Origin of the sequence: Paraburkholderia sp. NPDC080076 (genome assembly GCF_050281145.1) — a bacterium.
Taxonomy (GTDB): domain Bacteria; phylum Pseudomonadota; class Gammaproteobacteria; order Burkholderiales; family Burkholderiaceae; genus Paraburkholderia.
Genome location: NZ_JBNNWQ010000005.1, coordinates 170,467 through 193,419, shown reverse-complemented (window position 1 = coordinate 193,419; position 22,953 = coordinate 170,467). Strand labels below are relative to the sequence as shown.

Here is a 22,953-nt window from a genome sequence, read left to right as displayed (position 1 = left end):
TTCCTTACACAAGGCAATTCGCAAGACGATTGCCTACCGATCCTCATGCGTCGATAATTTCGCCAGGCTGAAAACAAAACTGCCGGCAGAGAACAACAAGCGACATCGAGGGAATCATGCCAAGAATCGAAACGCTTTCAGACAGGCTAATCGCCGCGATTATTACGGGCGCTATCGGCCTTCTGTTTTGGGCTATTCAGCGCTGGCTGGAACCGGGAGCGAAACTGGGCTGGTGGATACCGCACGACTTCATATTTGCCGTTCCCATGACACCGCCTGCGCCAACACCACTGAAGGTCCAAACGTCAACCCTGACGGTACAAAACCTTGGGCGCAAGGCTGCCGAGGACGTACAGATAATGCACCAGACCAAGGTAGATCATTTTCAGCTTCATCCGCGTCGCGACTACACAGAGACGATAGCGGCGGACGGAACCCACACGGTCAACGTCGGCTCCCTAGGGCCGAAAGAATGGTTACAGATTCAGGTTTTAAGCCACACCACGCCGCCAGTGCTGGTGGGCGTCCGTTCAAAGGATGGCGCCGCCAAGAACGTCCGCTTTCAGCTCGTGCGACAGTTCTCCAAGCCTGTACAAATGCTGCTGGGCATTTCCCTGCTAATTGGCGGATTCGCGATCCTGTATTGGATCGTGCGGGCGGTGGTGTTTATCTCCCGCGCGAACGGAATGCTATAACGCCGCACACGAATACAAAAAGGGCCGCTATCGAGGCGGTAACAGTCGCTGCAGTCGTGCCGCTCGTATGACTGGCTTGAGTCGACTTCAGTCCTCCGCGTTTTCCAATCCCGGGGCTCACAAGACCGGCATTGGATGGAACGCCACAAGTCACGAAGGCCAGTCAACTATCTACGAAATTGCGCGGGTACAGGCGAACCTCCGACCGATCACCCTCCCGCCTATTCCCCTTATCCGTTCAGCCAATCCCAACATTCCCCCCCCAAACACCAAATCCGAGACAGCCCCACTCCCTTATAATTATCAAGTCTTCGGGAGACACCCGTTGACCAGGTTTAGCAGCCTGACCGTTACGTCCGCATTCCCACCCAGGTGGGAATGCGTCTACCTCTGCACGTCTATATTCCTATGGGCGGGCTGTGGTGGGGGAGCCGCAAGGCTCGCCGGTTTGACGTAACGCCGGTCTGCTAACCCCGCCACGTGCCCGCTCACCCCTCCCCCCAAAGATGCGTGTCCGGGCGATCCAAAGAAGCAACAAGGAGATCGCACCATGACCAAGCCCGTCAAAAATCAACCGACTTCGCGCCCACCAGTCGACGCACTCCAGTACGAAAAACTTGCCCTTTCCGCATTCGATTTATGCGACCGGCAGGCAAATCAACTGGAAACCTTGATCACACTCGCGTCCTCAATAGTTAGAAATCCTGCGATTACCCACGACGAAAGAAAGCGTCACCGAACGCTACTCGAATTGCTGGTAGACACGGCCGAGCAATACCAGCAGGAACTCGAATCCGACCGCGAGTTATTCCAGGTGATTGCACTCGACGCAAAGGGCGTCCCGCGCAGCCGCATCACCGCGCAGCATGCGACGAACTTGCTGGCTGAAGCATCGCAAAGAGCAAAAGCGCCCAACGAAGAAGCAAACGCTTCGCCCCGCAAAAAGCCATCCACGAAAAGCGCGATGATCAAGTTGTCCTCCACCGCCGTGCAACAACCGTCCACTGCACCGCACTAAGCGATCAAATCGAGCACCACAGAACAGGCACAGCGTGAAGCATGAATAAAAAATGGCCGCAGCATCCGCTGCGGCCATCATCTCATCAACCAGTAACTTCAAGCTCTGAAAGCAACGCACCAAGAACAAACACGCCGCTCAAAAACCCTCAAACAATATTCATCGCCAACGCACTCTCGCGATAATGCTGGCTCGCCTTCTCCGCATCACCAAGCTGCTCATGCAACCGCGCCAACGCGCGATGCGAGCGAATCTTCAACGTCTCGTTATCCGCGAGCTTCAGCGCGCGCTCAAGGAACGACTGCGCCTTGCCCCACAACTGCTGATGCAGACACAAGCGCCCCAGCGCGAACATCAAGTCCGCATCTTCCGGACGATCCTTCTGCCACGCTTCGGCCTTCTGAATCAGCGGCAACGCGTCGCCGCCAGCCGTATCCGGATAGCGGCGCAGCAAGCGCGCGTCCCAGTTTTGCGCCAGCGCTTCCTCGACGATCTTGCGCGCTTCCTGCGGACGGTTCAGCGCCACCAGCAGTTCGGCCGCGAGATCCGCGAGACGCGGCGAATGACGCTCGGTGGGCGACAGCGAATTCCACAACTCCAGCAACGCATCGGCATTGTGACGCCGGTCACGCAGCAGGTTTTCCGCCGCGAGTTGGCGCAAGCGCACCGCCACAGCCGGATGAATCGCTTCGCGTTTTTCCAGCATCTTGACGAGCTTGAGCACTTCACTCCAGTTCTTCAATTGCTGTTGCGCGCGCAACATGATCTGCTGCGCGTGAATGCGCCGCGCGCCCTGTGACTGCATTTCGGTCAGCGCCGTCAGCGCGCCGTCAGCGTCACGGCCATCGGCGCGCATGTCGGCGGTGGCCATCAGCCGTGCGTCCTGCCAGTCGGCCTCGTTGATCTGCGAAAGCCATTCGTCGCGCCGCGCATATTCATGCATGCGATGCGCCGCCGTAGCCGCGATCAAACCCGCCGCGCCCTTGTTATCACCATTCGCGAGCGCGTCTTTGGCTGCTTTCTCAGCACGCGAAAAACGCCCAGCGTACAGATTGCCGATCGCGTCACGCAGCGCGGCATGCGCTTTCGCGACACGCGAGCGCGCGCGATAAGCGGCCACACGTTGCGGCATGCGCCAGATATTGCGGAAGATGCGCAGCAGCGCATACATCAGAATGAACAACACCACCAGCCCGACCACGAACAGATTCAACGACATGTCGACGCGGTACGGCGGATAGATCAGCAGCACCTGCCCCATGTCGAAGCGTCCGACCACCGCCAGCACCACCGCGATGGCGAACAGCAACGCAAGCCATAGAAGTCCCCGGATCGCCATGATTAACCTCGGCTCCGGTATTGATTGACGGCCTGCAGGCTCGTGTTCAGATTCGGCAGTTCAACCGCGGCCGAGCCCGCCTCCACCTGCTTGACGAGATCGGTCACGGTTTGCGTCTTCTTCGACGAATTGTCGAAGTAACGCGTGAGCGCATTCTCCGCCGCCTGCAGGTCGGACTTCAGCGTGGTCTCGTTGCGCGAGAGCAAGGCGAGACGCGCCGACAGCAATCGCAGCTTGAGATTCTCGCGCACGAAGTAGCCCTCGTCGGGCGTGACCAGCATCGCGTCGGCATTGTCGATGCGGCGCACCTGCACGAGGCTCGTCAACTGCTGGCCGATGCCGGTGGTCACTTCACGCCACCACACCTTCCAGCGCGGCTCGCCGGTGGCCGCGGCCACCTTGGCCGTGTCGGCCCACGTCGCGGCTTGCGGCGTGGCATGGGCGATCGGTGCTTCGCCCGAGAGCGGCAGGCTGTCGACCTGGTCGATCGCGTTGTCGAGCTTGATGGCCATGCCCGTGAGATCGGTGGAAGGCGCGGCCTTCAGCTTGTCGATGTCTTGCGCGATCGCCTTGCGCACGGTGACCGCCTGCGGGCTGTCCGAGGCGGCGAGACGCGTGTCGGCGCTTTGCAGCGCGAACAGCGCGAGCTGCGTGTTGCCGGTGAGCTGCAACTGCTGGCTGGCGGCGGAGAGCATCTGGCCGACTTCGGCAAGGGTCCAGTCGTCGCGATTGCGCGCAAGATCCGCGTATTGCTGCTGCAGCGCCTGCTGCCCGGCTTGCGCATCGGCGAGCTTGCCTTCGAGTTGCGCGACCTGCGAGTCCGACTGATGCACGGTGGCGAGCGCCTGTTCCGTCTTGATGCGCAGCTCGTTGGTCTGCGTGTCGTTGGCTTGCTGGCGCTGCACGATCTGCTGCTCGGTGCGCTCCACCTTGCGATTGAGCGCATAGCCGCCCACGCCCGCGGCACAAGCAATGATCACGACGACAAACCACAGCAGCGGTCCGCTCGCGCTATGGCGCTTTTGCGCTTCGTAGGGCGTGAAGGGTTGATTCGGCGGCAACGCAGTGGTCGCGGCCGGCTGGGGTGAAGCGTTCGTGGATGCGTTCGTTTCAGTCATGCGTGATTTAGCCGGTGAATGAGCCGGGTTGGACGGTACCGGTTGGACTACGGTCGGGACGGCGGCAATCAGCGCGCGGGCAATGCGCTCATCGCCCGCGCCGGACACCGTAATGCTATCAAAACCCAATGCCCGCGCGGTCTGCGCGATACGGGGATGCGGCGTGACGAGCGCGGCGCGTTTGAGCTGCGCGATTTCGTCGGCGGTGAGGTGGTCTTGCGCCAGCTCGTGCAGATTGCGCACGCCTTCGGAACTGGTGAGTAGCCAGACGTGCGGCACGCCCGCGAGCAACTCGTGCACGCGCGCCCAGCCGCCGATCGACGGCTCCGGCACGAGGCGGCGGTACGCCGCGACGGTGTCGACTTCGGCACCGGCTTCGCGCAGCCGGTCGGCGAGCCACTCGCGGCCGCCGTCACCGCGTACGATCAGCACACGCTTGCCTTCGAGGCTGGTCGCGTCGAGCGCGCTGTCGATCGCCGCAAAGAGACCTTCGGAATCGAAGCGAGCGGTGTCTTCATCCGCGCCGGACGGCGGACTGATCACGTTGTAGGCAGGCGCGGCCACGCCGTGGCGCGCCAGCGCCTGCACGCTGCCCGGCCCGACGACGCCGATCGGCAGCGCATGCGGCCAGATCGCATCGCTGCGGGCAAACGCGTGATCGACGGCATTCGGCGACACGAACACGACGAGCGCATAGCGTTCGAGCGAGGCCAACGCGGCGCGCAACGGCGCCTCGTCGGTGACGGGCGCGATGTCGATCAGCGGAAAGTCGAGCGTGGCGATGCCGGCCGCGGCGAGTCGCGCGATCAGTTCGTTCGACTGACCGGCCGGTCGCGTAATCACGACCGTGAACGCCGCCTTGTCGACGGATGGGGATGTGTTGCCGGGGATATCGGCCGCCATCACTCGCCGGTCGCCGCGCTGTCCGGCGCGCCGTCTTGCGCCGTGCCCTGCTTCGCAGCGGCGGGACCGCTGGCGGTGCTGAGCGCGCGAACGATGTCCATCGCGCCTTGCTGTTCGAGCGCGCTCGCCACTTCCTGGCCGAGCGCGACGGCGCGTTCGACGCTGGGCGCGGGCGCCGACGCCTGTGCGCTCAGCACACGCTGCCCGTCGGGCGTGGCGACGATGCCGCGCAGATGCAGCGCGCCGTCGCGCCACATGGCGTACGCGGCGAGCGGCACTTCGCAGCTGCCGCCGAGCGCGCGCGAAACCATGCGCTCCGCTTCGACGGCGGCTGCCGTGTGGTCGTGATGCAACGGTGCGAGCCATGCAGCGAGGTCTGCGCGGTCGGCGCGAATCTCGATGCCGAGCGCGCCCTGGCCCGCCGCGGGCAGGCTGTCTTCGGGATCGAGCAGCGCGCGGATGCGCTCGCCCAGACCCAGACGCTTCAGACCGGCTGCGGCCAGAATGATCGCCGCGTAATCGCCGCGATCGAGTTTCGACAGACGCGTATCAAGGTTGCCGCGCAACGGCCGCACTTCGAGGTGCGGATAACGCATGCGCAGCATGGCCTCGCGGCGCAGGCTGGAGGTGCCGACCACGGCGCCGGCCGGCAGTGCGGCGAGCGAATCGTAGTCGTTGGAGACCAGCGCGTCGCGCGGATCTTCGCGCTCCATGATGGTGGACAGCGCAAAGCCTTCGGGCAATTCCATCGGCACGTCTTTGAGCGAGTGCACGGCGAGGTCGGCGCGGCCGTCGGCGAGCGCGGCTTCAAGTTCCTTCACGAAGAGGCCCTTACCACCAACCTTCGACAAAGTGCGATCGAGAATTTGATCTCCACGTGTTGTCATTCCGAGGATTTTTACGTCACAAGATGGATATAATTTGTGCAGCGCACATTGCACATGCTCCGCTTGCCACATGGCCAGGCGGCTTTCTCGCGACGCAATCACAAGCGTGTGGGGTGGCGTGGAAAACGTCTCGGTGTTCATTAGCTTGCTGATCGAATGACGGGATGTAATAACAAACAATGTTAGCACGCGCCCTTGTGTCTCAAGACGCGGCGGAGCGCCGTGCTGAAGCGGTATCGATGGAGGAGACGGGCTTCGCGCTGCGCGCGCCTGCCCCATCCCAGCCTGTTCACGCACGGTCGTTCGCGCACCGGGCCGCCGCATGCGGGATGATGCAATGCGGCCTGACGTGGCTCAGGTGTCGCAGGTGCCTCGAACAAGTGTCGTGCGGATGCGCGGCACCGTTCAGGCGCACAGTCTCCTCTCAGGCGTATCGCCATCGGCGCATACCGTTTCGCGCGGTTCCCTTTGCAGTTCACGTTGCAGTTCATAGTGCAGTTCCGCAGTAGCAGTTCATCACTCAACAGACCCTGGCTTCCCTGAGGAAACCCATCGTGACGTCTTCCGGATCGGCGCGCCCTGCCCGCCGCAACACTGCATCGCCCAACGCTCGCGCGGCCGACGCCGCCAAGCCCGCCGCCTCTGCCGCCGCCGCCGCTGCTGGGCCGACATCGGCCAAACGCGCCGGCAAACCCGCTCAGGCTGCTCACGCTGCCAAAGCCGGCAAGGCCGCCAAAACCTCCACGCCCGTCAAGACGGACAAGACCGTGAAGGCAGTCAAAACGGATAAGACGACACAAGCCGCATCCGCCGCCAAGGCGCAAAAGGCCGCCAAGGGCGGCGCCACGAAGATCAAGGTCGTCGCCGACGCCCCGCAAGCGCCCGCGCTGCAGGCTGTGCCAGATGAATCGTCCAGCGCCGCGCCTTCTTCCGCGTCCGCGCCGAAGAACAACGGCCGCACGCGCGAGGACAAGGACCATCCGCTGTTCCAGGACATCCGCTATCTCGGACGCCTGCTCGGCGACGTGCTGCGCGAGCAGGAAGGCGACGCGGTGTTCGACGTCGTCGAAACGATCCGTCAGACCGCCGTGCGCTTTCGCCGCGAAGACGACAGCGCCGCCGCGCAAACGCTCGACAAGAAACTGCGCTCGCTGAGCCCGGAGCAAACGGTCAGCGTGGTGCGCGCGTTCAGCTACTTTTCGCATCTCGCGAACATTGCTGAAGACCGCCACCGCAATCGCCGCCACCGGATTCACGCGCTGGCCGGCTCGACCTCGCAACCGGGCACGATCGCCCACGCGCTCGAGCGGCTCGTCGAAGCCAACGCGGCCGCCACGCCGGTGCTGCAGCAGTTCTTCAACAACGCGTTGATCGTGCCGGTGCTGACCGCGCACCCGACCGAGGTGCAGCGCAAGAGCATTCTCGACGCGCAGCACGACGTCGCGCGTCTGCTCGCCGAACGCGACCAGCAGTTGACCGACCGCGAACGCGCGCACAACGAAGCGATGCTGCGCGCGCGCGTCACGTCGCTGTGGCAAACGCGCATGCTGCGTGATTCGCGCCTTTCCGTGGCCGATGAAATCGAGAACGCGCTGTCGTACTACCGCGCCACCTTCCTCGAAGAAATCCCGGCGCTCTACGCCGATATCGAAGAAGCGCTCACCGAACACGGCATCGACGCGCGCCTGCCGCCGTTCTTCCAGATGGGCAGTTGGATCGGCGGCGACCGCGACGGCAATCCGAACGTTACGGCCGAGACGCTCGAAAACGCGATCACCCGCCAGGCCGCGGTGATCTTCGAGCATTACATGGAGCAGGTGCACAAGCTCGGCGCCGAGTTGTCGGTGTCGAACCTGCTGGCCGGCGCCAGCGACGCCCTGAAGGAGCTCGCCGCCGCCTCGCCCGACCAGTCGCCGCATCGCACCGACGAGCCGTATCGCCGCGCATTGATCGGCATGTACACGCGGCTCGCGGCAAGTGCGCGCGTGCGCCTCGGTGAAGGCAGCGTGCCGGTGCGCAGCGCGGGCCGCGGCGCGGCGCCGATACGCGCCAAGCCGTACGGCGATTCGTCCGAATTCGAGCGCGACCTGCACGTGCTGATCGATTCGCTCGCCGAGCATCACGGCGCGCCGCTCGCCGCACCGCGTCTGTCGCCGCTCGCGCGCGCCGCCGAAGTGTTCGGCTTCCATCTGGCGAGCATCGACTTGCGCCAGAGTTCCGACATTCACGAAGCGGTGATCGCCGAACTGCTCAAGCGCGCGGGCGTCGTAGACGACTACGCGGCGCTCACAGAAGAAGAAAAACTCAAGGTGCTGCTCGCCGAACTGGCGCAGCCGCGTTCGTTGCGCCTGCCGTACGCGGAGTACTCCGATCTCGTGAAGAGCGAACTCGGCGTGCTCGAAGAAGCGCGTATCACGCGCGAAAAATTCGGCGCGCGTGCGGTGCGCAACTACATCATCTCGCACACCGAGACCGTGAGCGATCTGGTCGAAGTGATGTTGCTGCAAAAGGAAACCGGCCTGCTGCACGGACGTCTGGGCGATGCGAACGATCCGGCGCAGGCGGGCCTGATGGTGATCCCGCTGTTCGAGACGATCCCCGACTTGCGCAACGCACCGCACATCATGCGCGATCTGATCGCGCTGCCGGGCGTCGACGCGCTGATCGAACATCAGGGCAACGAGCAGGAAGTGATGCTCGGCTATTCGGACAGCAACAAGGACGGCGGCTTCCTCACGTCGAACTGGGAGCTGTACCGCGCCGAACTCGCGCTGGTGTCGCTCTTCAACGAACGCGGCGTGACGCTGCGGCTGTTCCATGGACGCGGAGGCACCGTGGGCCGTGGCGGCGGTCCGACCTATCAGGCGATTCTGTCGCAGCCGCCGGGCACCGTCGACGGCCAGATCCGTTTGACCGAGCAGGGCGAAGTGATCGCGAGCAAGTTCGGCAATCCGGAGATCGGCCGGCGCAATCTGGAGACGGTGGTCGCCGCGACGCTCGAAGCGTCGTTGCTGCCGCACGGCATTGCGCCGGCGCAACTGCCCGCGTTCGAAGAAACGATGCAGCAGTTGTCCGACGCCGCAATGGCGTCCTACCGCGCGCTGGTCTACGAAACGCCGGGCTTCAAGGAGTATTTCTTCGAATCGACGCCGATCGCGGAGATCGCGGAGTTGAACATCGGCAGCCGGCCGGCCTCGCGCAAACTGCAGGACCCGAAGCAGCGCAAGATCGAAGATCTGCGCGCAATTCCGTGGGGCTTCTCATGGGGCCAATGCCGTTTGCTGCTGACCGGCTGGTACGGGTTCGGCAGCGCGGTGGCCGCGCATCTGGACAGCGCGCCGAGCGACGCCGAACGCACGCGCCGTCTCGCGCTGCTGAAGAAAATGCACAAGACGTGGCCGTTCTTCTCGAACCTGCTGTCGAACATGGACATGGTGCTGGCGAAGACCGACCTCGCGGTCGCTTCGCGCTACGCCGCGCTCGTATCCGACAAGAAACTGCGCAAGCACGTGTTCGAGCGGATCGTCGCGGAATGGGAGCGCACGTCGAAGGTGTTGTCGGAGATTACGGGCAAGAGTGAGCGGCTCGCGGAGAACCCGCTGCTCGCGCGTTCGATCAAAAATCGCTTCCCGTATCTCGATCCACTCAATCACTTGCAGGTGGAGTTGCTCAAGCGTCACCGCGGCGGCGACACCAACGCGCGCGTGCGGCGCGGGATTCATTTGAGCATCAACGGGATTGCGGCCGGCTTGCGCAATACGGGCTAAGCGCGAACGCAATTCATCACACGCATTTGAGCACTCAAGCCGTGCGCGACGTAGTTCGTCGCGCACGGCTTTTTTCATTGCGCTTCGATCATCAAGGCGTCGAGCTTGAATGAGCCGTCTTCCTGCACGTCGAAGTATTGACGGACTTCATCCGGCGAATTCGCCCACATCGAACGAATCGCCACCACGCGCGGTTCCGGCGTGCGCATGCGCGCCACCCACGAACTGAACTCGATGTTGATGCGCCAACGCGCGCGAATCGATGCCTTGAACCCGGCCGTGGCAAATAACGCGAGCCACTCGTCGGCACGGTAATCGCGAATATGCGAGGCGTCGCGCAATAACTCGATGGCCTGAATGTGCGTGTCGAGCAATGGATGATCGCTGCCGGCGATATCGATGAACAACACCTTGCCGCCCGGCTTCAGCACACGCCGTACTTCGGCGAGCGCGAGCGGCACGTCGTGCCAGTGATGCGCGCTCATCCGGCTGATCACCCAGTCGAACGAATGATCGTCGAACGGCAGCACTTCGGCCGCGCCCTGTTGCGTGCGAATGTTGGCGAGACCGCGCTCCTTCGCTGCGCCTTCCACCGTCGCCAGCATTTGCGGCGCGATGTCGTAGGCGACCACCGCTTTCGCGTGCCGCGCGACCGCGAAACTCGCGTGGCCCGCACCACAACCCATGTCGAGCACCGTCGCATCCGGCGTCGCCGCGATCGATTCGGCCAGCGTCCGCAGATCGGCGCCGGTGGCATGGGTCGGGCTCGTCAAATAGGCGGCGGCGGTCGAGCCGAAGGCGTCGGCGACCTGATCGTGATGCTTCATGGGAGGCTCCGGTTATGTATTCGGGGTAGCGCTGGAAGGCGTTGTGCCGTTCCAAACGCTACAATAGATCCCGCGATGTACCAGTACAAGTTAAGCAATTATTCTGGTATCTCCATTACCTCCCTCCACTTCCGCCACCTGCCGCCGAACAGAATGACCATGCCGTCTTCCGCCGACAACCCGCCGCCGCTCGACGCCACCCCGGCCCGCGCGCTCGGCGACTTCATCCGCGCTCACCGCGAGCGGCTCTCGCCGCAAGCGGTCGGCCTGCCGCCGGGGCCGCGCCGCCGCACGCCAGGTTTGCGGCGTGAAGAAGTCGCGCAACTGTGCGGCGTGAGCCCGACCTGGTACACGTGGATCGAACAGGGACGTCCGGTCTCCGCTTCCGCCGACGCCCTCGCGCGCATCGCGGTTGCGTTGCAACTGTCGCGCGCCGAACGGGCTTATCTGTTCGAACTGGCCGCCCAGCGCGACCCGGCGGAACCCGATCCGGCCGCCGCCGACGCGCCCGCCACCCTGCTGGAAACCGTGCAACTCGTGAGCGCGCCGGCCTACGTGCTCGACCGTCAATGGAATGCGCTCGCCTGGAACGAGCGCGCCACGGACCTGTTCGTCGGCTGGCTGGACGGCGCGCACGACCGCAATCTGCTGCGCTACACCTTCACGGAACCGGCCGCGCGCGAGCTGATCGTCGATTGGGAAACCCGCGCGCGGCGGCTCGCCGCCGAATTCCGCGCCGACTCGATCCGCCATCTGAACGACGCGCCCACCCGCGCGCTGATCGACTCGCTCACCGCCGCGAGCGACGCGTTCGCGCGCTTCTGGGCCTCGCAGGACGTCGGCGGCCGCGAAGGCGGACGGCGCGAGTTCAACCATCCGCGCGAAGGCCGCATCGTGTACGACCAGATCACGTTCAAACCCGCGCATCGCGAGGATCTGAAGCTGGTGGTGCTGGTGCGCGAGTAGGCGTCGGCGGGGCGACGGCCTTGGCGTCACACGCACTCGACGTGCGCCCCAGCCGCCATCCGCATCGCCCAACCTGGGCCGTGCCGGCGAGGCGCCGCCCGGGTTCGCGCAAGTTGCCCGTGCGAACTTCGGCTGTGTCGCGTACGAGACTTGAAAGCCTGCCGAGTCTTTCCGGCCCGCGCCCAGTGTTAAAATCCCTGTCTTTCCTCGCTTCGGCGGCACCTTTGCACGGCACGTGCATTCGCGTCGTCAGCTTCCTCACCGCTCGCTCAACTGCCGCTTAACTGCTCAACACCATGACGTCCCAACTGCACAAAAAAGGCGAAGCCTGGTCGGCTCGCTTCTCGGAGCCGATGTCGGAGCTCGTCAAACGCTACACGTCGTCGGTTTTCTTCGACAAGCGTCTGGCGCTCGTCGACATCGAAGGGTCGCTCGCGCACGCCTCGATGCTGGCCGCGCAGAAGATCATCGCCGCCGACGACCTCGCCGCGATCCAACGCGGCATGGCGCAGATCAAGGGTGAAATCGAGCGAGGCGAGTTTGAGTGGCAACTCGATCTGGAAGACGTGCACCTGAATATCGAAGCGCGCCTGACCGCGCTGATCGGTGACGCCGGCAAGCGCCTGCACACCGGCCGCTCGCGTAACGACCAGGTGGCGACGGATATCCGTTTGTGGCTGCGCGGCGAGATCGACCGGATCGGCGGCTTGCTGACCGAATTGCGCACGGCCCTGCTCGACATGGCGGAGAAAAACGCCTCGACCATCATGCCGGGCTTCACGCACCTGCAAGTGGCGCAGCCGGTCACGTTCGGCCATCACCTGCTCGCTTACGTCGAAATGTTTTCGCGCGACGCCGAGCGCATGATCGATTGCCGCAAGCGTGTGAACCGTCTGCCGCTCGGCGCGGCCGCGCTCGCCGGCACCAGCTATCCGATCGACCGTCACGCGGTGGCGAAGACGCTGGGCTTCGACGGCATCTGCGCGAACTCGCTCGACGCGGTGTCCGACCGTGACTTCGCGATCGAATTCACGGCGGCGTCGGCACTCGTGATGACGCACATCTCGCGCTTCTCCGAAGAGCTCGTGCTGTGGATGAGCCCGCGCGTCGGCTTCATCGATCTGGCCGACCGCTTCTGCACCGGTTCGTCGATCATGCCGCAGAAGAAGAACCCGGACGTGCCCGAACTCGCGCGCGGCAAGACCGGCCGTGTGAACGGCCATCTGATCGCGCTGCTGACGCTGATGAAGGGTCAGCCGCTCGCGTACAACAAGGACAATCAGGAAGACAAGGAGCCGCTGTTCGACACCGTGGATACGGTTGCGGATACGCTGCGCATTTTCGCTGAAATGGTCGCCGGTATTTCGGTGAAGCCGCAAGCCATGCGCGACGCCGCGCTGCAAGGCTTCTCCACGGCTACCGATCTGGCCGACTACCTGGTCAAGCGCGGCCTGCCGTTCCGCGATGCGCACGAAGCGGTGGCGCTGGCCGTGCGCGTGTGCGCGGATCGCGGCTGCGATCTGGCGGATCTGACGCTCGACGAAATGCGCAAGGAATTGCCGAATGTCGCGCATCTGATCGGCGAAGATGTGTTCTCGTATCTGACGCTGGAAGGGTCGGTGGCGAGCCGTAATCATCCGGGCGGCACGGCGCCGGAGCAAGTGCTTGCAGCGGTTAAGGCGGCACGCGAAGCGTTGAAGTAACAGGTCGCGCTGTGAGCGGCGAGCGCTGAGGCGAGATCACGCGCTCATCGCTTGCTTGTCTCTTGCTCGTAGCTTGTGGATAGAAAGGCGAACTCGTAGTCGGGTTCGCCTTTTGTTTTTTGCGCCGCACGGGCCCGCGTGAACCGCGCCGCGAAAAAGAAAAAGCCCGCGCGAAGCGGGCTAAATGAAAGACTTCCACCGATGCCTCTCGAAAGAGGCCATCAGAGTGTAGGCGCGTTTTCGCCGCGCACCAATTCGCTCATATTTCAGCCTATTACAGATGGTTGGGCCACATATTGCGGGCGAACGCCAATTGATTCCTGGCGGTTTTTGACTACCATCAAATTACATCCTGCCCGAGTTTTTCTCCGACAATGCTCACTCGCACGCGTCACCTTCGCTGCCTGACCGGACGCCGTGTGCGCGGCACGCTGCTCGTTGCTGCGTTGGGCATCGCCATGGCTGGCTGCACCATCACGCCACCGCCAAGCGCGACCGTACCGACGCCCGCGGCCGCCATCAACAGCGCCACACTCGATCAATACCGCGATGCCGTGGCGAGGCGCATCATCGAACGCAATCCGTCTTATGTGCTGCGCGGCACGCCGCAAGCGATGCTGCGCTCGCTGGTGGTGGTGTCGTTCACGGTCGATCGCAACGGCCACGTCGTGGAGTCATCCGTGTATCGCACCAACGGCGACGACGAAGCCGAGAGCACCGCGCTCGCTACCTTGCGGCGCGCCGCACCGCTGCCGCAGCCGCCCGGCAAGTTGCTGAACGGCCGTGGCCAGCTCGAACTGTTCGAAGACTGGCTTTTCAACGACAACGGCAAATTCCAGCTTCGCGAGTTCGCCTCGCCGCAAGCGCAAACCATCGACTGAACGCGGTTCGTTTCGTGCAACGCACGCGGCGAGCCCGGCGCCGCCTTGCTGCGGCGCGGCCGCGCTCGTTATAATTTTCCGATTCCCTGCGCCGGATCCTTCCGGCATGGCTCACGCCGCCCGCTCACCCGCGGGCGCGGCAAGAGCCCGATTGCAGCGCCGCCGCGCCATCCGCGAGCGCCGCCTGCTTGAGGCACGATGCGTGCGCCGCTGCCCTGATCGCAAATCATCAAGGCCTCGCGCCGCACCGGCCGCTTTACCTTGCTCGCCGCACACGTCACGCGTCCCGCCTGGTTTTTCGCCTGGCAGGAGCGCGTTCGCCAGTTGCCGTTGTAAGCTGTCGCACAGTCGCTCGCGCCGTGCGTGGCCGCCCACCGGCCCGCGACCGACGCGAGGCGCATGAACCTGAACAAAGATGCCGCCCACACACGCGCACCACCGGCTCACGAACCGGGCGCCCAACGGCATCACGACACATGGAGACCCTGCATGTCCACTTCGCCGATTTCCGCGACCCAGCCCAATGCGGCCGGGCAGAACAAGAGTTCGCGGATCATCTTCGCGAGCTTTATCGGCACCGCGATCGAGTTCTACGATTTCTACGTCTATGCGACCGCCGCGGCGCTCGTCATCGGACCGGTGTTTTTCCCGCATGGCTCGGCGACGGCGCAGGCCTTGTCGGCCTTCGTCACGTTCGGCATCGCCTTCGTGGCGCGGCCGATCGGCTCGTTCCTGTTCGGCCACTTCGGCGACCGGATCGGCCGTAAATCGACGCTGGTGGCGTCGCTGCTGGTGATGGGGCTGTCCACCACGCTGATCGGTTTCGTGCCCGGCTACGACTCGATCGGCAGCGCCGCGCCGATCCTGTTGTGCATCTTGCGCTTCGGCCAGGGCATCGGTCTGGGCGGCGAATGGGGCGGCGCGGCGCTGCTCGCCACCGAGAACGCGCCAGCCGGCAAACGCGGCTGGTTCGGCATGTTCCCGCAACTCGGGCCGTCGATCGGCTTTCTGGCTTCCAACGGCCTGTTCTTCGCGCTGGCGCTGTCCTTGAGCGACGAACAATTCCGTAGCTGGGGCTGGCGCGTGCCGTTCCTGGTGAGCGCCGTGCTGGTCGCGCTCGGCTTGTACGTGCGCTTGAAAATCGCCGAGACGCCGGCGTTCCAGGCAGCGATCGACCGTCAGGAACGCGTGAAGGTGCCGATCGCCACACTGCTGTCGCAACACTGGCTGCCGACTTTGCTCGGCGCGCTCGCCATGGTGGTCTGCTACACGCTGTTCTACAACGCCACCACGTTTTCGCTGTCGTACGGCGTCTCCGTGCTGCATATTCCGCGGCCGACGTTCCTCGGCCTGCTGTGCATCGCCGTGGTGTTCATGGCGCTCGCCACGCCGCTGTCGGCCTGGGCCGCCGACCGCTATGGGCGCAAGCCGGTGCTGATCGTCGGCATCATCGCGGCGATCCTGTCGGGCTTCACGATGGCGCCGCTCCTCGGCAGCGGACAGACGTCGCTGGTACTGCTGTTCCTCGTCATCGAACTGTTCCTGATGGGCGTGACCTTCGCGCCGATGGGCGCGCTGCTGCCGGAGTTGTTCCCGACCAACGTGCGCTATACCGGCGCGGGTGTCGCGTACAACCTCGGTGGGATTCTCGGCGCGTCCGTCGCGCCGTATATCGCGCAGATGCTCGCCGCGCGCGGCGGGCTGCCTTGGGTTGGCGCCTATGTGTCGATCGCCGCGGCCGTGAGCATGATCGGCGTGCTGTGCATGCGTGAAACGCGCGACACACAGCTGATGTAACGAGGGGCGCCGATCTCGGCGCCTTGACTCTTCGCTCGATGCCGCCCGGCGCGCGCTTCTCACGCCGCGGCGGCATCGGCCACCTCCCCCCGCCTCCCTGCCGCTTCACGCCCTCCGCTTGCCGAGCATTCCTGAGTAAATTCCCGGCCTTGCGCGTCTTTTTGACATGCCTATACTCGACTCAAATAACCCTATAGGTAGCAGGGAGGCACGGATGAACGTTCATCTTCACAACGCGGATGTCGTGATGATCATTGCGCTGGCGCTGCTCTGTTCGCTGTTGCTTGCATTGCGCTTTCGGCCGGCGACGTGGAAAGGCATCGTCGTGGAAGCGCTGGCTGCGAATGCCGCTGCCATCGCCGCGGTCGTCGCGTTTGAAATGCTGCTGGCCTGATTGACGGTCAGCGCCGCAGCGCCCTCATACGCGCCGCGGCTTCAGCTGGAACCATTAACGGTAGTAATAGCCGCCGTGATGGTAGTAACCACCGCCGCCGTAGTAGCCCGGTGCCGGCGCGACGATACAACCGCCAAGTGCCGTTGCGAGTAGCGTGCCTGCGATCAGGCTCAAGATTAAGCGTTTCATATTTGTTCTCCGTCGAGTCAGATTCATTCGAGCCGAAACCCCGAATGACTCGATTGAACACGACGGCGCCTTGCGCGAGCGTTGCCATTTGTAAGGGAAGATCACCGAGGTGTTACATGATCGACGCGCGCAACACGCTGCGTCCGGCGCGCGATCACGACGAATTCACATCAGAGGAAAACACCGCCTATACTGGTTTGAACGTGTCGGTTCGGCGCGTGCCTTGCTGGCGGCGCATGCGCGGCAAGGTAAAGATGCCGGATAGTGTGCCTACGAATGCGCGCACCGCGCCGGCGCCTTTGGCGACATGAAAAATGCGCGAGTAGCCAATTAGGCGCTCAACGAAAAGCGACAGATTTAACAGGCGTGTAATGCGCGACGCCTTTTTTGGATCCGCGGCTGTGGGGAAGCCGAAGTGCCGCACGAAACCGTGCGGACATTCGCACCCATACCCGGCAGATGAACCCGGCGGACCGCCAGGCGGCGGCCGTCGCGTCAGCACTGAGCGCGTGTGTGGTCACCGCTCAGCGCGTACCCGGATGTGTCGTTTGCAACGATTCCTCTCCGCCCGCTGTTCCCCGACACGGGCGTTTTCGGAGGCGTTACGAGGCAGCGCTCATTTGTTTGAGTGGACTGCGCGTCACGCCTCTTTTCTTTTCGAGCAAACGATTGCGCAGGACCGCGCCGCGAGAAGGCGTGCTCAGACGCCAGCGGAGCCGTGCTGCACGGCGACGTCATGCGCCTCGGTGTGAACGTAGTCGATCGCCTCGAGCGCGGCGCTGATGGGCGGCACTGAGTGGCCGTCGCCGATGGAAATGGAGCGGAACGGTGATTCGATGCCGTAATGCGACGGCGGGGTCGCCACGAAGATCATCACGGTGCGCTTCTGCAGCGCGTGCGCGAGATGGACAAAGCCGGTGTCGGTGCCGACCACGAGCGAGCACGCGTCGATCATCTGCGCGATTTCCGTCACGCTCAGTTTCGGCAGGACGGTCGCGCCCGGCAATTGCGACGCGATCTGCTCCGCCTCGAGCCGCTCGCCTTCCGAGCCCCACGGCAGCACCAGTTGAAAACCACGCTGCGCCAGCTCGCGGCCGATCGCTACCCAATGGCCCACCGGCCATTTCTTGTCGTCTTTCGAGGTGGCGTGAAAAAATGCCGCAACCGGTGCGCCGTTCGACTCGAAGGGAAGCCCGGCCGGCTCCGGCAGCCGCAGATTGAAGACCGCCGGGCCTTCTATCTCATAGCCCAGCGCCTCGCCCGCGCTGATGCGCATGCCATGCCACGCATTGCATTTCGGACGCGGGCCGAATCGCCCGGTATAAGCGAACGCGGCGCCCTGCTCCCCCAGATCCGGGGCCCGGTAGCCGATGCGCCGCGACGAGCGCGCCAGAAACGCAATGATCGCGCTCTTGTACACGCCTTGGATGTCGATGATGAAATCGTAGCGATAGGCGCGCAGTTCGGCGATGGACGCCCAGATCGATTTGAAATCGGCCCAGCGGCGCGCTTTCTTGAAGCGGCGCAGCGGCGCGCACAACACGCGGTCCACGTTCTCGCTCCAGTGCACCACTTCGGCGAATGCTTCGTCGGCGGCCCAATCCACCTGAACGCCAGGAAACGCGCGCTTGATATCGGCGACCACCGGCAAGGCCTGCACGATATCGCCGAGCGAAGTGACCTTGACGATAAGGACTCGCTTCATTAAAGACCTGTCAGTTGTTCGAACATCCAAGCATTTTAGCCGACCAACAGGATAATCATTGCCGAGCGAGTCAGCGCGTCTATCGGTCATCAATGCGGCGGTTACGCCCAGCCCCTTTCACGCAGCCCTTTTACACCATTTCAAAATACTTTCATATCGGTTTACGGGCCCGGCGCGCCTTATACTGCACCCTTTGCGACAACACTCGCTCATGTCCCGGCCCATTCCGCTCCGATCTTCCGCCATCGTTCGACGCGCGAAGCGACTCTGGCGCCAATATGGCATCTTCTGGCTCGGCGCGATTGCGGTCGGGCTCGTCGCGGTGCTGTACGCGAGACTGATCGACTGGGGCTACAGCGAGTTCCACTCCGTGCAGCAACGGCACGTGTGGGCGCCCTTGATCATCACGCCCGCGGTCACGGCGCTCGCCGTCTGGCTCACGCGCAAATTCTTCCGCGGCGCCGAAGGCAGCGGCATTCCGCAGGTCATCGCCACTCTTCACTCGAAACCCAGCGAATACGGCGCGCGGCTTCTGTCGTTTCGAATTCTGTTCGGCAAGATCGCCGTGTCGTTTCTGGCGATTCTCGGCGGCTTGACGATCGGCCGCGAAGGGCCGACCGTGCAGGTCGGCGCCGCGCTGATGTTCAATCTGCGCCGGCTCTATCCCCGTTCGAATGCGCTGATCGAGCGGCAACTGGTGCTGGCCGGCGCGGCGGCGGGTCTGTCCGCGGCGTTCAATACACCGCTCGCCGGCATAGTCTTCGCAATCGAGGAATTGACGCGCAGCTTCGAGGCGCGCGCGAGCGGCGTGCTGATCACCGCGATCATCATCGCCGGCGTGATCGCACTCGGCGTCAATGGCAACTACACCTATTTCGGCACGATTCAGATCGGCGCGAACTTTCCCGATCTGCTGGCGCTCGCGGTGCTGCTCACTGCCGTCGTCACCGGGCTTGCGGGCGGTTTGTTCGACTGGCTGCTGTTGAATACCGCGCGCTGGATTCCGGCGCCGCTGCGTCAGTTGCATAGCGAGCGGCCGGTTGCGTTCGCCGCGCTGTGCGGTTTGGTGATCGCGGTGGTCGGCCTGATTTCCGGCGGCACGACTTTCGGCAGCGGCTACGCGGAAGCGCGCGGCTTGCTCGACGGGCACGTGCAGTCGTCCGTCTTCTATCCGTTCTTGAAAATGATCTCGTTGGTCGGCTCTTACCTGCCGGGCATTCCGGGCGGCATCTTCGCGCCGTCGCTGGCGATCGGCGCGGGCTTCGGCAATCTGCTGCACAGGGTGTTCGGCTCGATGGATCTGCCGATGCTGATCGCGCTCGGCATGGTCGGCTATCTGGCCGCCGTCACGCAGTCGCCGATCACCTCGTTCGTGATCGTGATGGAGATGATCAACGGCCACGCGTTGGTGATCTCGCTGATGGCCACCGCGTTGATTTCGAGCCGCGTGTCGCGCCTGTTCGCGCCGCCGCTGTACGAGGCGCTGGCGGCGCGCTATATGGCGCCACTGTCGCAAGCCGCGAGCGCGCCGACGCCAGAAATGCCGGACGTCGAACCGACAGATCCGGCCGCGGCGCAAGTTGACGGCGAGCCGTCTGCCGAAGATGCCGATGGTGGCGCTCCGCAAGTCGACGCGCCCGCTCCGGTTGTGGAGAGAGCCGATAGCGAGCCGCCTGCCGAACACGCCAGCGGCAGCGCTCCGCAGGTCAACGCTCCCGGTCCGGCCGCTGGGCGAGCCGACGGTGAGCCGCCAGCCGAAGACACCGACCGCGGCACACCGCGTCAGTAAACGACGACGGCCGGCGCGCGCAGATACACCGGCCGCGCCGGCACGACGACGCAGCCGGCCAGCATGACCGCCAGCACGGCGATCAGAAGCAGATTCTTTTTCATCACATGGTTTCCTGAAACGCGCGCGGGCGAGCGCTACGCCGAGTGCGTGCGCGGCGCCTGCATTTGTCTGCGCTTGTCGAAATGGAAGGGGCGGCACACGCGGTATTCACCGCGCCGCGCCGCGCACTGCGTAAGTCCGTAGCGTTACGCCCAGTGACCTTGAACCCAGTGATAGTTCGGACCATGCGCGACCCAGTGGCCCGGCACCCAGTGATAGCCGACACGTTCGGCTTGCCAGTGACCGCCGACCCACACATAGCGGCCGTGATCCCAGCGCCAATGACCGTGATCCCACACGTAGCCGACACGCGGCGCCGGCACGGCTTCGTAGCGCACCGGCGGCGGCGCGGACGGCGCGATCACGACGACTTCCGCGGCCGAAGCCGATGCCACTGTGGCTGCGCCGGCGGCGATCAATACGGTGTTGGCAAGCAGCAAACGAAAGGTCTTGTTCATGTTTTCCCTCTGTAGGTGAACACCGAAGACGGCGTTACCCGTTTAATGCGCGAGGGAACAAAGCGGCTGACTGCGGGCGTGTAACGCCGCACGCCGAAGTGCAACGGATTATTTCGACGCGCGGCCGGCGCGCGCGAGCAAGCCCATGCACGCGCGCACGAACACCGAGGGAAGTGGGAATAACGAAACGGCACAACAGCGCGGCGCGCTCGCGCACCACTCTGCGTCACGTCATCTCGACGCAACGCAGCGAAGCGCGCAGCACGTCATAAGAAACCGGCCGCGAGAGGAAACAGGCTTTAAGCGATCAGGCCTGCGGTATTTCGATCTTGACCTCGAGCACTTCGAGATCGTCCTGACGTTCGAGACTCACGCGAATATCGTCATTGGAAATCTTCACGTACTTCGAGATCACGGCCACCAATTCGCGTTGCAACGCAGGCAGGTAATCGGCAGGCGCATGGCCGCCGGCGCGCTCATGCGCGATGATCAACTGCAGGCGTTCCTTCGCTACCGACGCGGACTTCTTCTTCTCGCCCAGCAAAAACGAAAGAATCGACATTACGTGCGCTCCCCTTACTTGGTGCCGAAGAGGCGCTGCAGCAGCCCGGGCTTCTGGTAGTCGGTAAAGCGAAGCGACTTCTGCTCGCCGAGGAAACGCGACACGACGTCTTTATAGGCTTCGGCCACATCGGTGCCGTCCAGATGCACCGCCGGCAAGCCCTGGTTCGATGCGTGCAGCACCGCTTCCGATTCCGGAATCACGCCGATCAGATCGATGCGCAGAATTTCCTGGATATCGGTCAGCGACAGCATTTCGCCTTCGCTGACGCGCTTGGGGTTGTAGCGAGTGATCAGCAGGTGTTCCTTGATCGGTTCTTTGCTTTCGATTGCACGTTTGGTCTTCGACGACAGAATGCCGAGGATGCGGTCCGAGTCACGCACCGACGAGACTTCCGGATTGGTCACGATCAGCGCTTCGTCGGCGAAATGCATGGCGAGCAGCGCGCCCGATTCGATACCGGCCGGCGAATCGCAGACGATGAATTCGAAGTCCATCGCGATCAGATCGTTGATGACCTTCTCGACGCCTTCCATCGTCAGCGCGTCTTTGTCACGCGTCTGCGAGGCCGGCAGGATAAAGAGGTTCTCGCACTTCTTGTCCTTGATGAGCGCCTGGTTCAGATTGGCTTCGCCCTGGATCACATTGATCAGGTCATACACCACGCGGCGTTCACAACCCATGATGAGGTCGAGGTTACGCAGGCCGACGTCGAAGTCGATCACGGCGGTTTTGCTGCCACGCAGAGCGAGGGCCGATGCAAAACTCGCGCTCGTGGTCGTCTTGCCCACGCCACCCTTGCCCGAAGTCACCACAATGATTTTTGCCATTACCCTTACCTTGTGTTCGTCAAATTCGTCAATTATGCGCGGCCATATTTGCCGTGAAACGCAGCGTGCCTCAGATCGATCGAGGCAGCGCGCTTCACGTCGCTTACGTGAGCCGCAGCGGTTCGATCATCAACTTTTCTTCTTCGAGCCAGATCTGCACCGGCTTGCCGAGCACGTCGGCCGGCAATGGGTTCTCGGTCGTTCGATAGATGCCTGCGATCGAGATGAGTTCCGGCTCGAGACACGTGCAGAAAATGCGCGCGTCGTGATTGCCCTGCACGCCGGCCAAAGCCCGGCCGCGCAGCGGCGCGTAAATATGGATGTTGCCTTCCGCGATCACTTCGGCGCCGTAGCTCACGAGCCCGAGCACCACCAGGTCGCCCTTGGCGTAAATGCGTTGGCCGGAGCGCAGCGGCTTGTCGACCACCATGGTTTGCGACGACGTGGCAAGACGCACCGGCTCCGCGGCGGGAGCGGGTTCGACGGCGGCGGCCGTGGCCGGTGTGCCGTTTTCCGGCGTGCCGGCGGCGAGCTCGAACAGATCGGCCGGCGGCGTGGCCGTGGCGGCGGTGACGACCGGCGCCGCTGCGGCGGCGTTGGCGCTGTCTTCGTCCGCGGATTTCGCGGCGGCGCCGCGGCGGTCACGAGCTTCCAGAAGCGGCAACTGCGACTCCGCAGCCCACGTCTGCTGCGCGTTGGCGACCACGCCGACCGGACGCATGCGCACGCTGTCGAGCAGTTGCGCGATGTCGGCGAGCGGCACGCGTTCGTTCTCGGCGAGACGGCGCACGTCGATCGCGACGACGTCGTTAGCGAAAAATTCGGGGGTCGCCTCGAAGCGCCGGGTCAGTTCGGCACGCATGGCGTCGAGGTCGGTTGTCTTGACCACGAACAGGAGCGTGTCGACAGAGCCGCTGCGAAGTTCGAAAAAGGGCGATTTCTTGGGCGACATAGCGTTCGGCAAAAAATTTTGCGTATTTTACAGGCGTCGACGCGCGCGGCCAGCTTTTTTGCCGGGAGAAC

20 protein-coding genes are annotated in these 22,953 nt (G+C 63.8%); 10 read left to right on the top strand and 10 right to left on the bottom strand.

Annotated features, from left to right (window positions below):
• Positions 1-116 precede the first annotated feature (116 nt).
• Positions 117-695 (top strand): hypothetical protein, encoded by a 579-nt coding sequence (locus ACQKRQ_RS22400; protein ID WP_427479462.1) that lies wholly within the window; start codon positions 117-119, stop codon positions 693-695.
• Between the two features lie 550 nt (positions 696-1,245).
• Positions 1,246-1,713, top strand: coding sequence for a hypothetical protein (locus ACQKRQ_RS22395; protein ID WP_427479461.1), 468 nt, complete (start codon positions 1,246-1,248; stop codon positions 1,711-1,713).
• A gap of 148 nt (positions 1,714-1,861) precedes the next feature.
• Here ACQKRQ_RS22395 and ACQKRQ_RS22390 read toward each other — a convergent pair whose 3' ends face one another.
• From ACQKRQ_RS22390 to hemC, 3 genes are read right to left on the bottom strand one after another with little or no spacing between them, the layout of a single operon-like run.
• Positions 1,862-3,052, bottom strand: a complete 1,191-nt coding sequence (locus ACQKRQ_RS22390) for a heme biosynthesis protein HemY (RefSeq protein ID WP_427479459.1) — start codon at positions 3,050-3,052, stop codon at positions 1,862-1,864.
• Between the two features lie 2 nt (positions 3,053-3,054).
• On the bottom strand, positions 3,055-5,073 hold the full coding sequence (hemDX, locus tag ACQKRQ_RS22385; protein WP_427479458.1) for a fused uroporphyrinogen-III synthase HemD/membrane protein HemX: 2,019 nt from the start codon (positions 5,071-5,073) through the stop codon (positions 3,055-3,057).
• Positions 5,073-6,101: a hydroxymethylbilane synthase gene (gene hemC, locus ACQKRQ_RS22380; protein WP_427479456.1), complete on the bottom strand. Its 1,029-nt coding sequence runs from the start codon at positions 6,099-6,101 to the stop codon at positions 5,073-5,075. Before hemC ends, hemDX begins: the two co-directional genes overlap by 1 nt.
• Before the next feature lie 413 nt (positions 6,102-6,514).
• On the opposite strand from hemC, the gene ppc reads away from it, so the two are divergent.
• Entirely contained in the window at positions 6,515-9,727 is a 3,213-nt protein-coding gene (ppc, locus tag ACQKRQ_RS22375) for a phosphoenolpyruvate carboxylase (protein WP_427479454.1), read from the top strand.
• Between the two features lie 74 nt (positions 9,728-9,801).
• Here the strand turns inward: ppc and ACQKRQ_RS22370 are convergent, their stop codons facing one another.
• Positions 9,802-10,554, bottom strand: coding sequence for a class I SAM-dependent methyltransferase (locus tag ACQKRQ_RS22370; protein ID WP_427479452.1), 753 nt, complete (start codon positions 10,552-10,554; stop codon positions 9,802-9,804).
• Between the two features lie 153 nt (positions 10,555-10,707).
• Here ACQKRQ_RS22370 and ACQKRQ_RS22365 point away from each other — a divergent pair, with 153 nt between their 5' ends.
• From ACQKRQ_RS22365 to ACQKRQ_RS22345, 5 genes are all read left to right on the top strand, one after another.
• Positions 10,708-11,520, top strand: a complete 813-nt coding sequence (locus ACQKRQ_RS22365; protein ID WP_427479450.1) for a helix-turn-helix transcriptional regulator — start codon at positions 10,708-10,710, stop codon at positions 11,518-11,520.
• Positions 11,521-11,816: 296 nt separating this feature from the next.
• Positions 11,817-13,223: an argininosuccinate lyase gene (gene argH, locus ACQKRQ_RS22360; RefSeq protein ID WP_408180662.1), complete on the top strand. Its 1,407-nt coding sequence runs from the start codon at positions 11,817-11,819 to the stop codon at positions 13,221-13,223.
• 374 nt (positions 13,224-13,597) lie between these two features.
• On the top strand, positions 13,598-14,104 hold the full coding sequence (locus ACQKRQ_RS22355) for an energy transducer TonB family protein (RefSeq protein ID WP_132375616.1): 507 nt from the start codon (positions 13,598-13,600) through the stop codon (positions 14,102-14,104).
• 489 nt (positions 14,105-14,593) lie between these two features.
• Positions 14,594-15,901, top strand: a complete 1,308-nt coding sequence (locus tag ACQKRQ_RS22350; protein WP_427479448.1) for an MFS transporter — start codon at positions 14,594-14,596, stop codon at positions 15,899-15,901.
• Between the two features lie 214 nt (positions 15,902-16,115).
• The gene (locus ACQKRQ_RS22345) at positions 16,116-16,295 is read left to right on the top strand and encodes a hypothetical protein (protein ID WP_132375620.1); all 180 of its coding nucleotides are present in this window, start codon (positions 16,116-16,118) and stop codon (positions 16,293-16,295) included.
• A gap of 54 nt (positions 16,296-16,349) precedes the next feature.
• Here the strand turns inward: ACQKRQ_RS22345 and ACQKRQ_RS22340 are convergent, their stop codons facing one another.
• Positions 16,350-16,484 (bottom strand): hypothetical protein, encoded by a 135-nt coding sequence (locus ACQKRQ_RS22340; protein WP_012432108.1) that lies wholly within the window; start codon positions 16,482-16,484, stop codon positions 16,350-16,352.
• A 116-nt stretch (positions 16,485-16,600) separates the two neighbouring features.
• Between ACQKRQ_RS22340 and ACQKRQ_RS22335 the strand changes: the two genes are divergently transcribed.
• A complete protein-coding gene (locus ACQKRQ_RS22335; protein WP_427479446.1) occupies positions 16,601-16,795 on the top strand; it encodes a hypothetical protein in 195 nt (64 codons plus the stop codon).
• 389 nt (positions 16,796-17,184) lie between these two features.
• Here the strand turns inward: ACQKRQ_RS22335 and waaC are convergent, their stop codons facing one another.
• The gene (gene waaC / locus ACQKRQ_RS22330; RefSeq protein WP_427479444.1) at positions 17,185-18,189 is read right to left on the bottom strand and encodes a lipopolysaccharide heptosyltransferase I; all 1,005 of its coding nucleotides are present in this window, start codon (positions 18,187-18,189) and stop codon (positions 17,185-17,187) included.
• Positions 18,190-18,400: 211 nt separating this feature from the next.
• Here waaC and ACQKRQ_RS22325 point away from each other — a divergent pair, with 211 nt between their 5' ends.
• Positions 18,401-19,978: a chloride channel protein gene (locus tag ACQKRQ_RS22325; RefSeq protein ID WP_427479443.1), complete on the top strand. Its 1,578-nt coding sequence runs from the start codon at positions 18,401-18,403 to the stop codon at positions 19,976-19,978.
• A 248-nt stretch (positions 19,979-20,226) separates the two neighbouring features.
• Here ACQKRQ_RS22325 and ACQKRQ_RS22320 read toward each other — a convergent pair whose 3' ends face one another.
• The 4 genes from ACQKRQ_RS22320 to minC form a co-directional block, all read right to left on the bottom strand.
• The gene (locus ACQKRQ_RS22320; protein ID WP_132375626.1) at positions 20,227-20,538 is read right to left on the bottom strand and encodes a YXWGXW repeat-containing protein; all 312 of its coding nucleotides are present in this window, start codon (positions 20,536-20,538) and stop codon (positions 20,227-20,229) included.
• Positions 20,539-20,845: 307 nt separating this feature from the next.
• Positions 20,846-21,100, bottom strand: a complete 255-nt coding sequence (gene minE / locus ACQKRQ_RS22315) for a cell division topological specificity factor MinE (protein WP_091796304.1) — start codon at positions 21,098-21,100, stop codon at positions 20,846-20,848.
• 14 nt (positions 21,101-21,114) lie between these two features.
• Positions 21,115-21,930: a septum site-determining protein MinD gene (gene minD / locus ACQKRQ_RS22310; RefSeq protein ID WP_063495093.1), complete on the bottom strand. Its 816-nt coding sequence runs from the start codon at positions 21,928-21,930 to the stop codon at positions 21,115-21,117.
• Between the two features lie 103 nt (positions 21,931-22,033).
• Positions 22,034-22,882: a septum site-determining protein MinC gene (gene minC / locus ACQKRQ_RS22305; protein ID WP_132375628.1), complete on the bottom strand. Its 849-nt coding sequence runs from the start codon at positions 22,880-22,882 to the stop codon at positions 22,034-22,036.
• Positions 22,883-22,953 lie beyond the last annotated feature (71 nt).

Excerpts from the sequence above, each read along its gene's own strand:
- ACQKRQ_RS22400 (WP_427479462.1), top strand. The coding sequence starts at position 117 with ATGCCAAGAATCGAAACGCTTTCAGACAGGCTAATCGCCGCGATTATT.
- ACQKRQ_RS22395 (WP_427479461.1), top strand. The coding sequence starts at position 1,246 with ATGACCAAGCCCGTCAAAAATCAACCGACTTCGCGCCCACCAGTCGAC.
- ACQKRQ_RS22390 (WP_427479459.1), bottom strand. The coding sequence starts at position 3,052 with ATGGCGATCCGGGGACTTCTATGGCTTGCGTTGCTGTTCGCCATCGCG.
- hemDX (WP_427479458.1), bottom strand. The coding sequence starts at position 5,073 with ATGGCGGCCGATATCCCCGGCAACACATCCCCATCCGTCGACAAGGCG.
- hemC (WP_427479456.1), bottom strand. The coding sequence starts at position 6,101 with ATGAACACCGAGACGTTTTCCACGCCACCCCACACGCTTGTGATTGCG.
- ACQKRQ_RS22370 (WP_427479452.1), bottom strand. The coding sequence starts at position 10,554 with ATGAAGCATCACGATCAGGTCGCCGACGCCTTCGGCTCGACCGCCGCC.
- ACQKRQ_RS22365 (WP_427479450.1), top strand. The coding sequence starts at position 10,708 with ATGACCATGCCGTCTTCCGCCGACAACCCGCCGCCGCTCGACGCCACC.
- argH (WP_408180662.1), top strand. The coding sequence starts at position 11,817 with ATGACGTCCCAACTGCACAAAAAAGGCGAAGCCTGGTCGGCTCGCTTC.
- ACQKRQ_RS22355 (WP_132375616.1), top strand. The coding sequence starts at position 13,598 with ATGCTCACTCGCACGCGTCACCTTCGCTGCCTGACCGGACGCCGTGTG.
- ACQKRQ_RS22350 (WP_427479448.1), top strand. The coding sequence starts at position 14,594 with ATGTCCACTTCGCCGATTTCCGCGACCCAGCCCAATGCGGCCGGGCAG.
- ACQKRQ_RS22345 (WP_132375620.1), top strand. The coding sequence starts at position 16,116 with ATGAACGTTCATCTTCACAACGCGGATGTCGTGATGATCATTGCGCTG.
- ACQKRQ_RS22340 (WP_012432108.1), bottom strand. The coding sequence starts at position 16,484 with ATGAAACGCTTAATCTTGAGCCTGATCGCAGGCACGCTACTCGCAACG.
- ACQKRQ_RS22335 (WP_427479446.1), top strand. The coding sequence starts at position 16,601 with ATGATCGACGCGCGCAACACGCTGCGTCCGGCGCGCGATCACGACGAA.
- waaC (WP_427479444.1), bottom strand. The coding sequence starts at position 18,189 with ATGAAGCGAGTCCTTATCGTCAAGGTCACTTCGCTCGGCGATATCGTG.
- ACQKRQ_RS22325 (WP_427479443.1), top strand. The coding sequence starts at position 18,401 with ATGTCCCGGCCCATTCCGCTCCGATCTTCCGCCATCGTTCGACGCGCG.
- ACQKRQ_RS22320 (WP_132375626.1), bottom strand. The coding sequence starts at position 20,538 with ATGAACAAGACCTTTCGTTTGCTGCTTGCCAACACCGTATTGATCGCC.
- minE (WP_091796304.1), bottom strand. The coding sequence starts at position 21,100 with ATGTCGATTCTTTCGTTTTTGCTGGGCGAGAAGAAGAAGTCCGCGTCG.
- minD (WP_063495093.1), bottom strand. The coding sequence starts at position 21,930 with ATGGCAAAAATCATTGTGGTGACTTCGGGCAAGGGTGGCGTGGGCAAG.
- minC (WP_132375628.1), bottom strand. The coding sequence starts at position 22,882 with ATGTCGCCCAAGAAATCGCCCTTTTTCGAACTTCGCAGCGGCTCTGTC.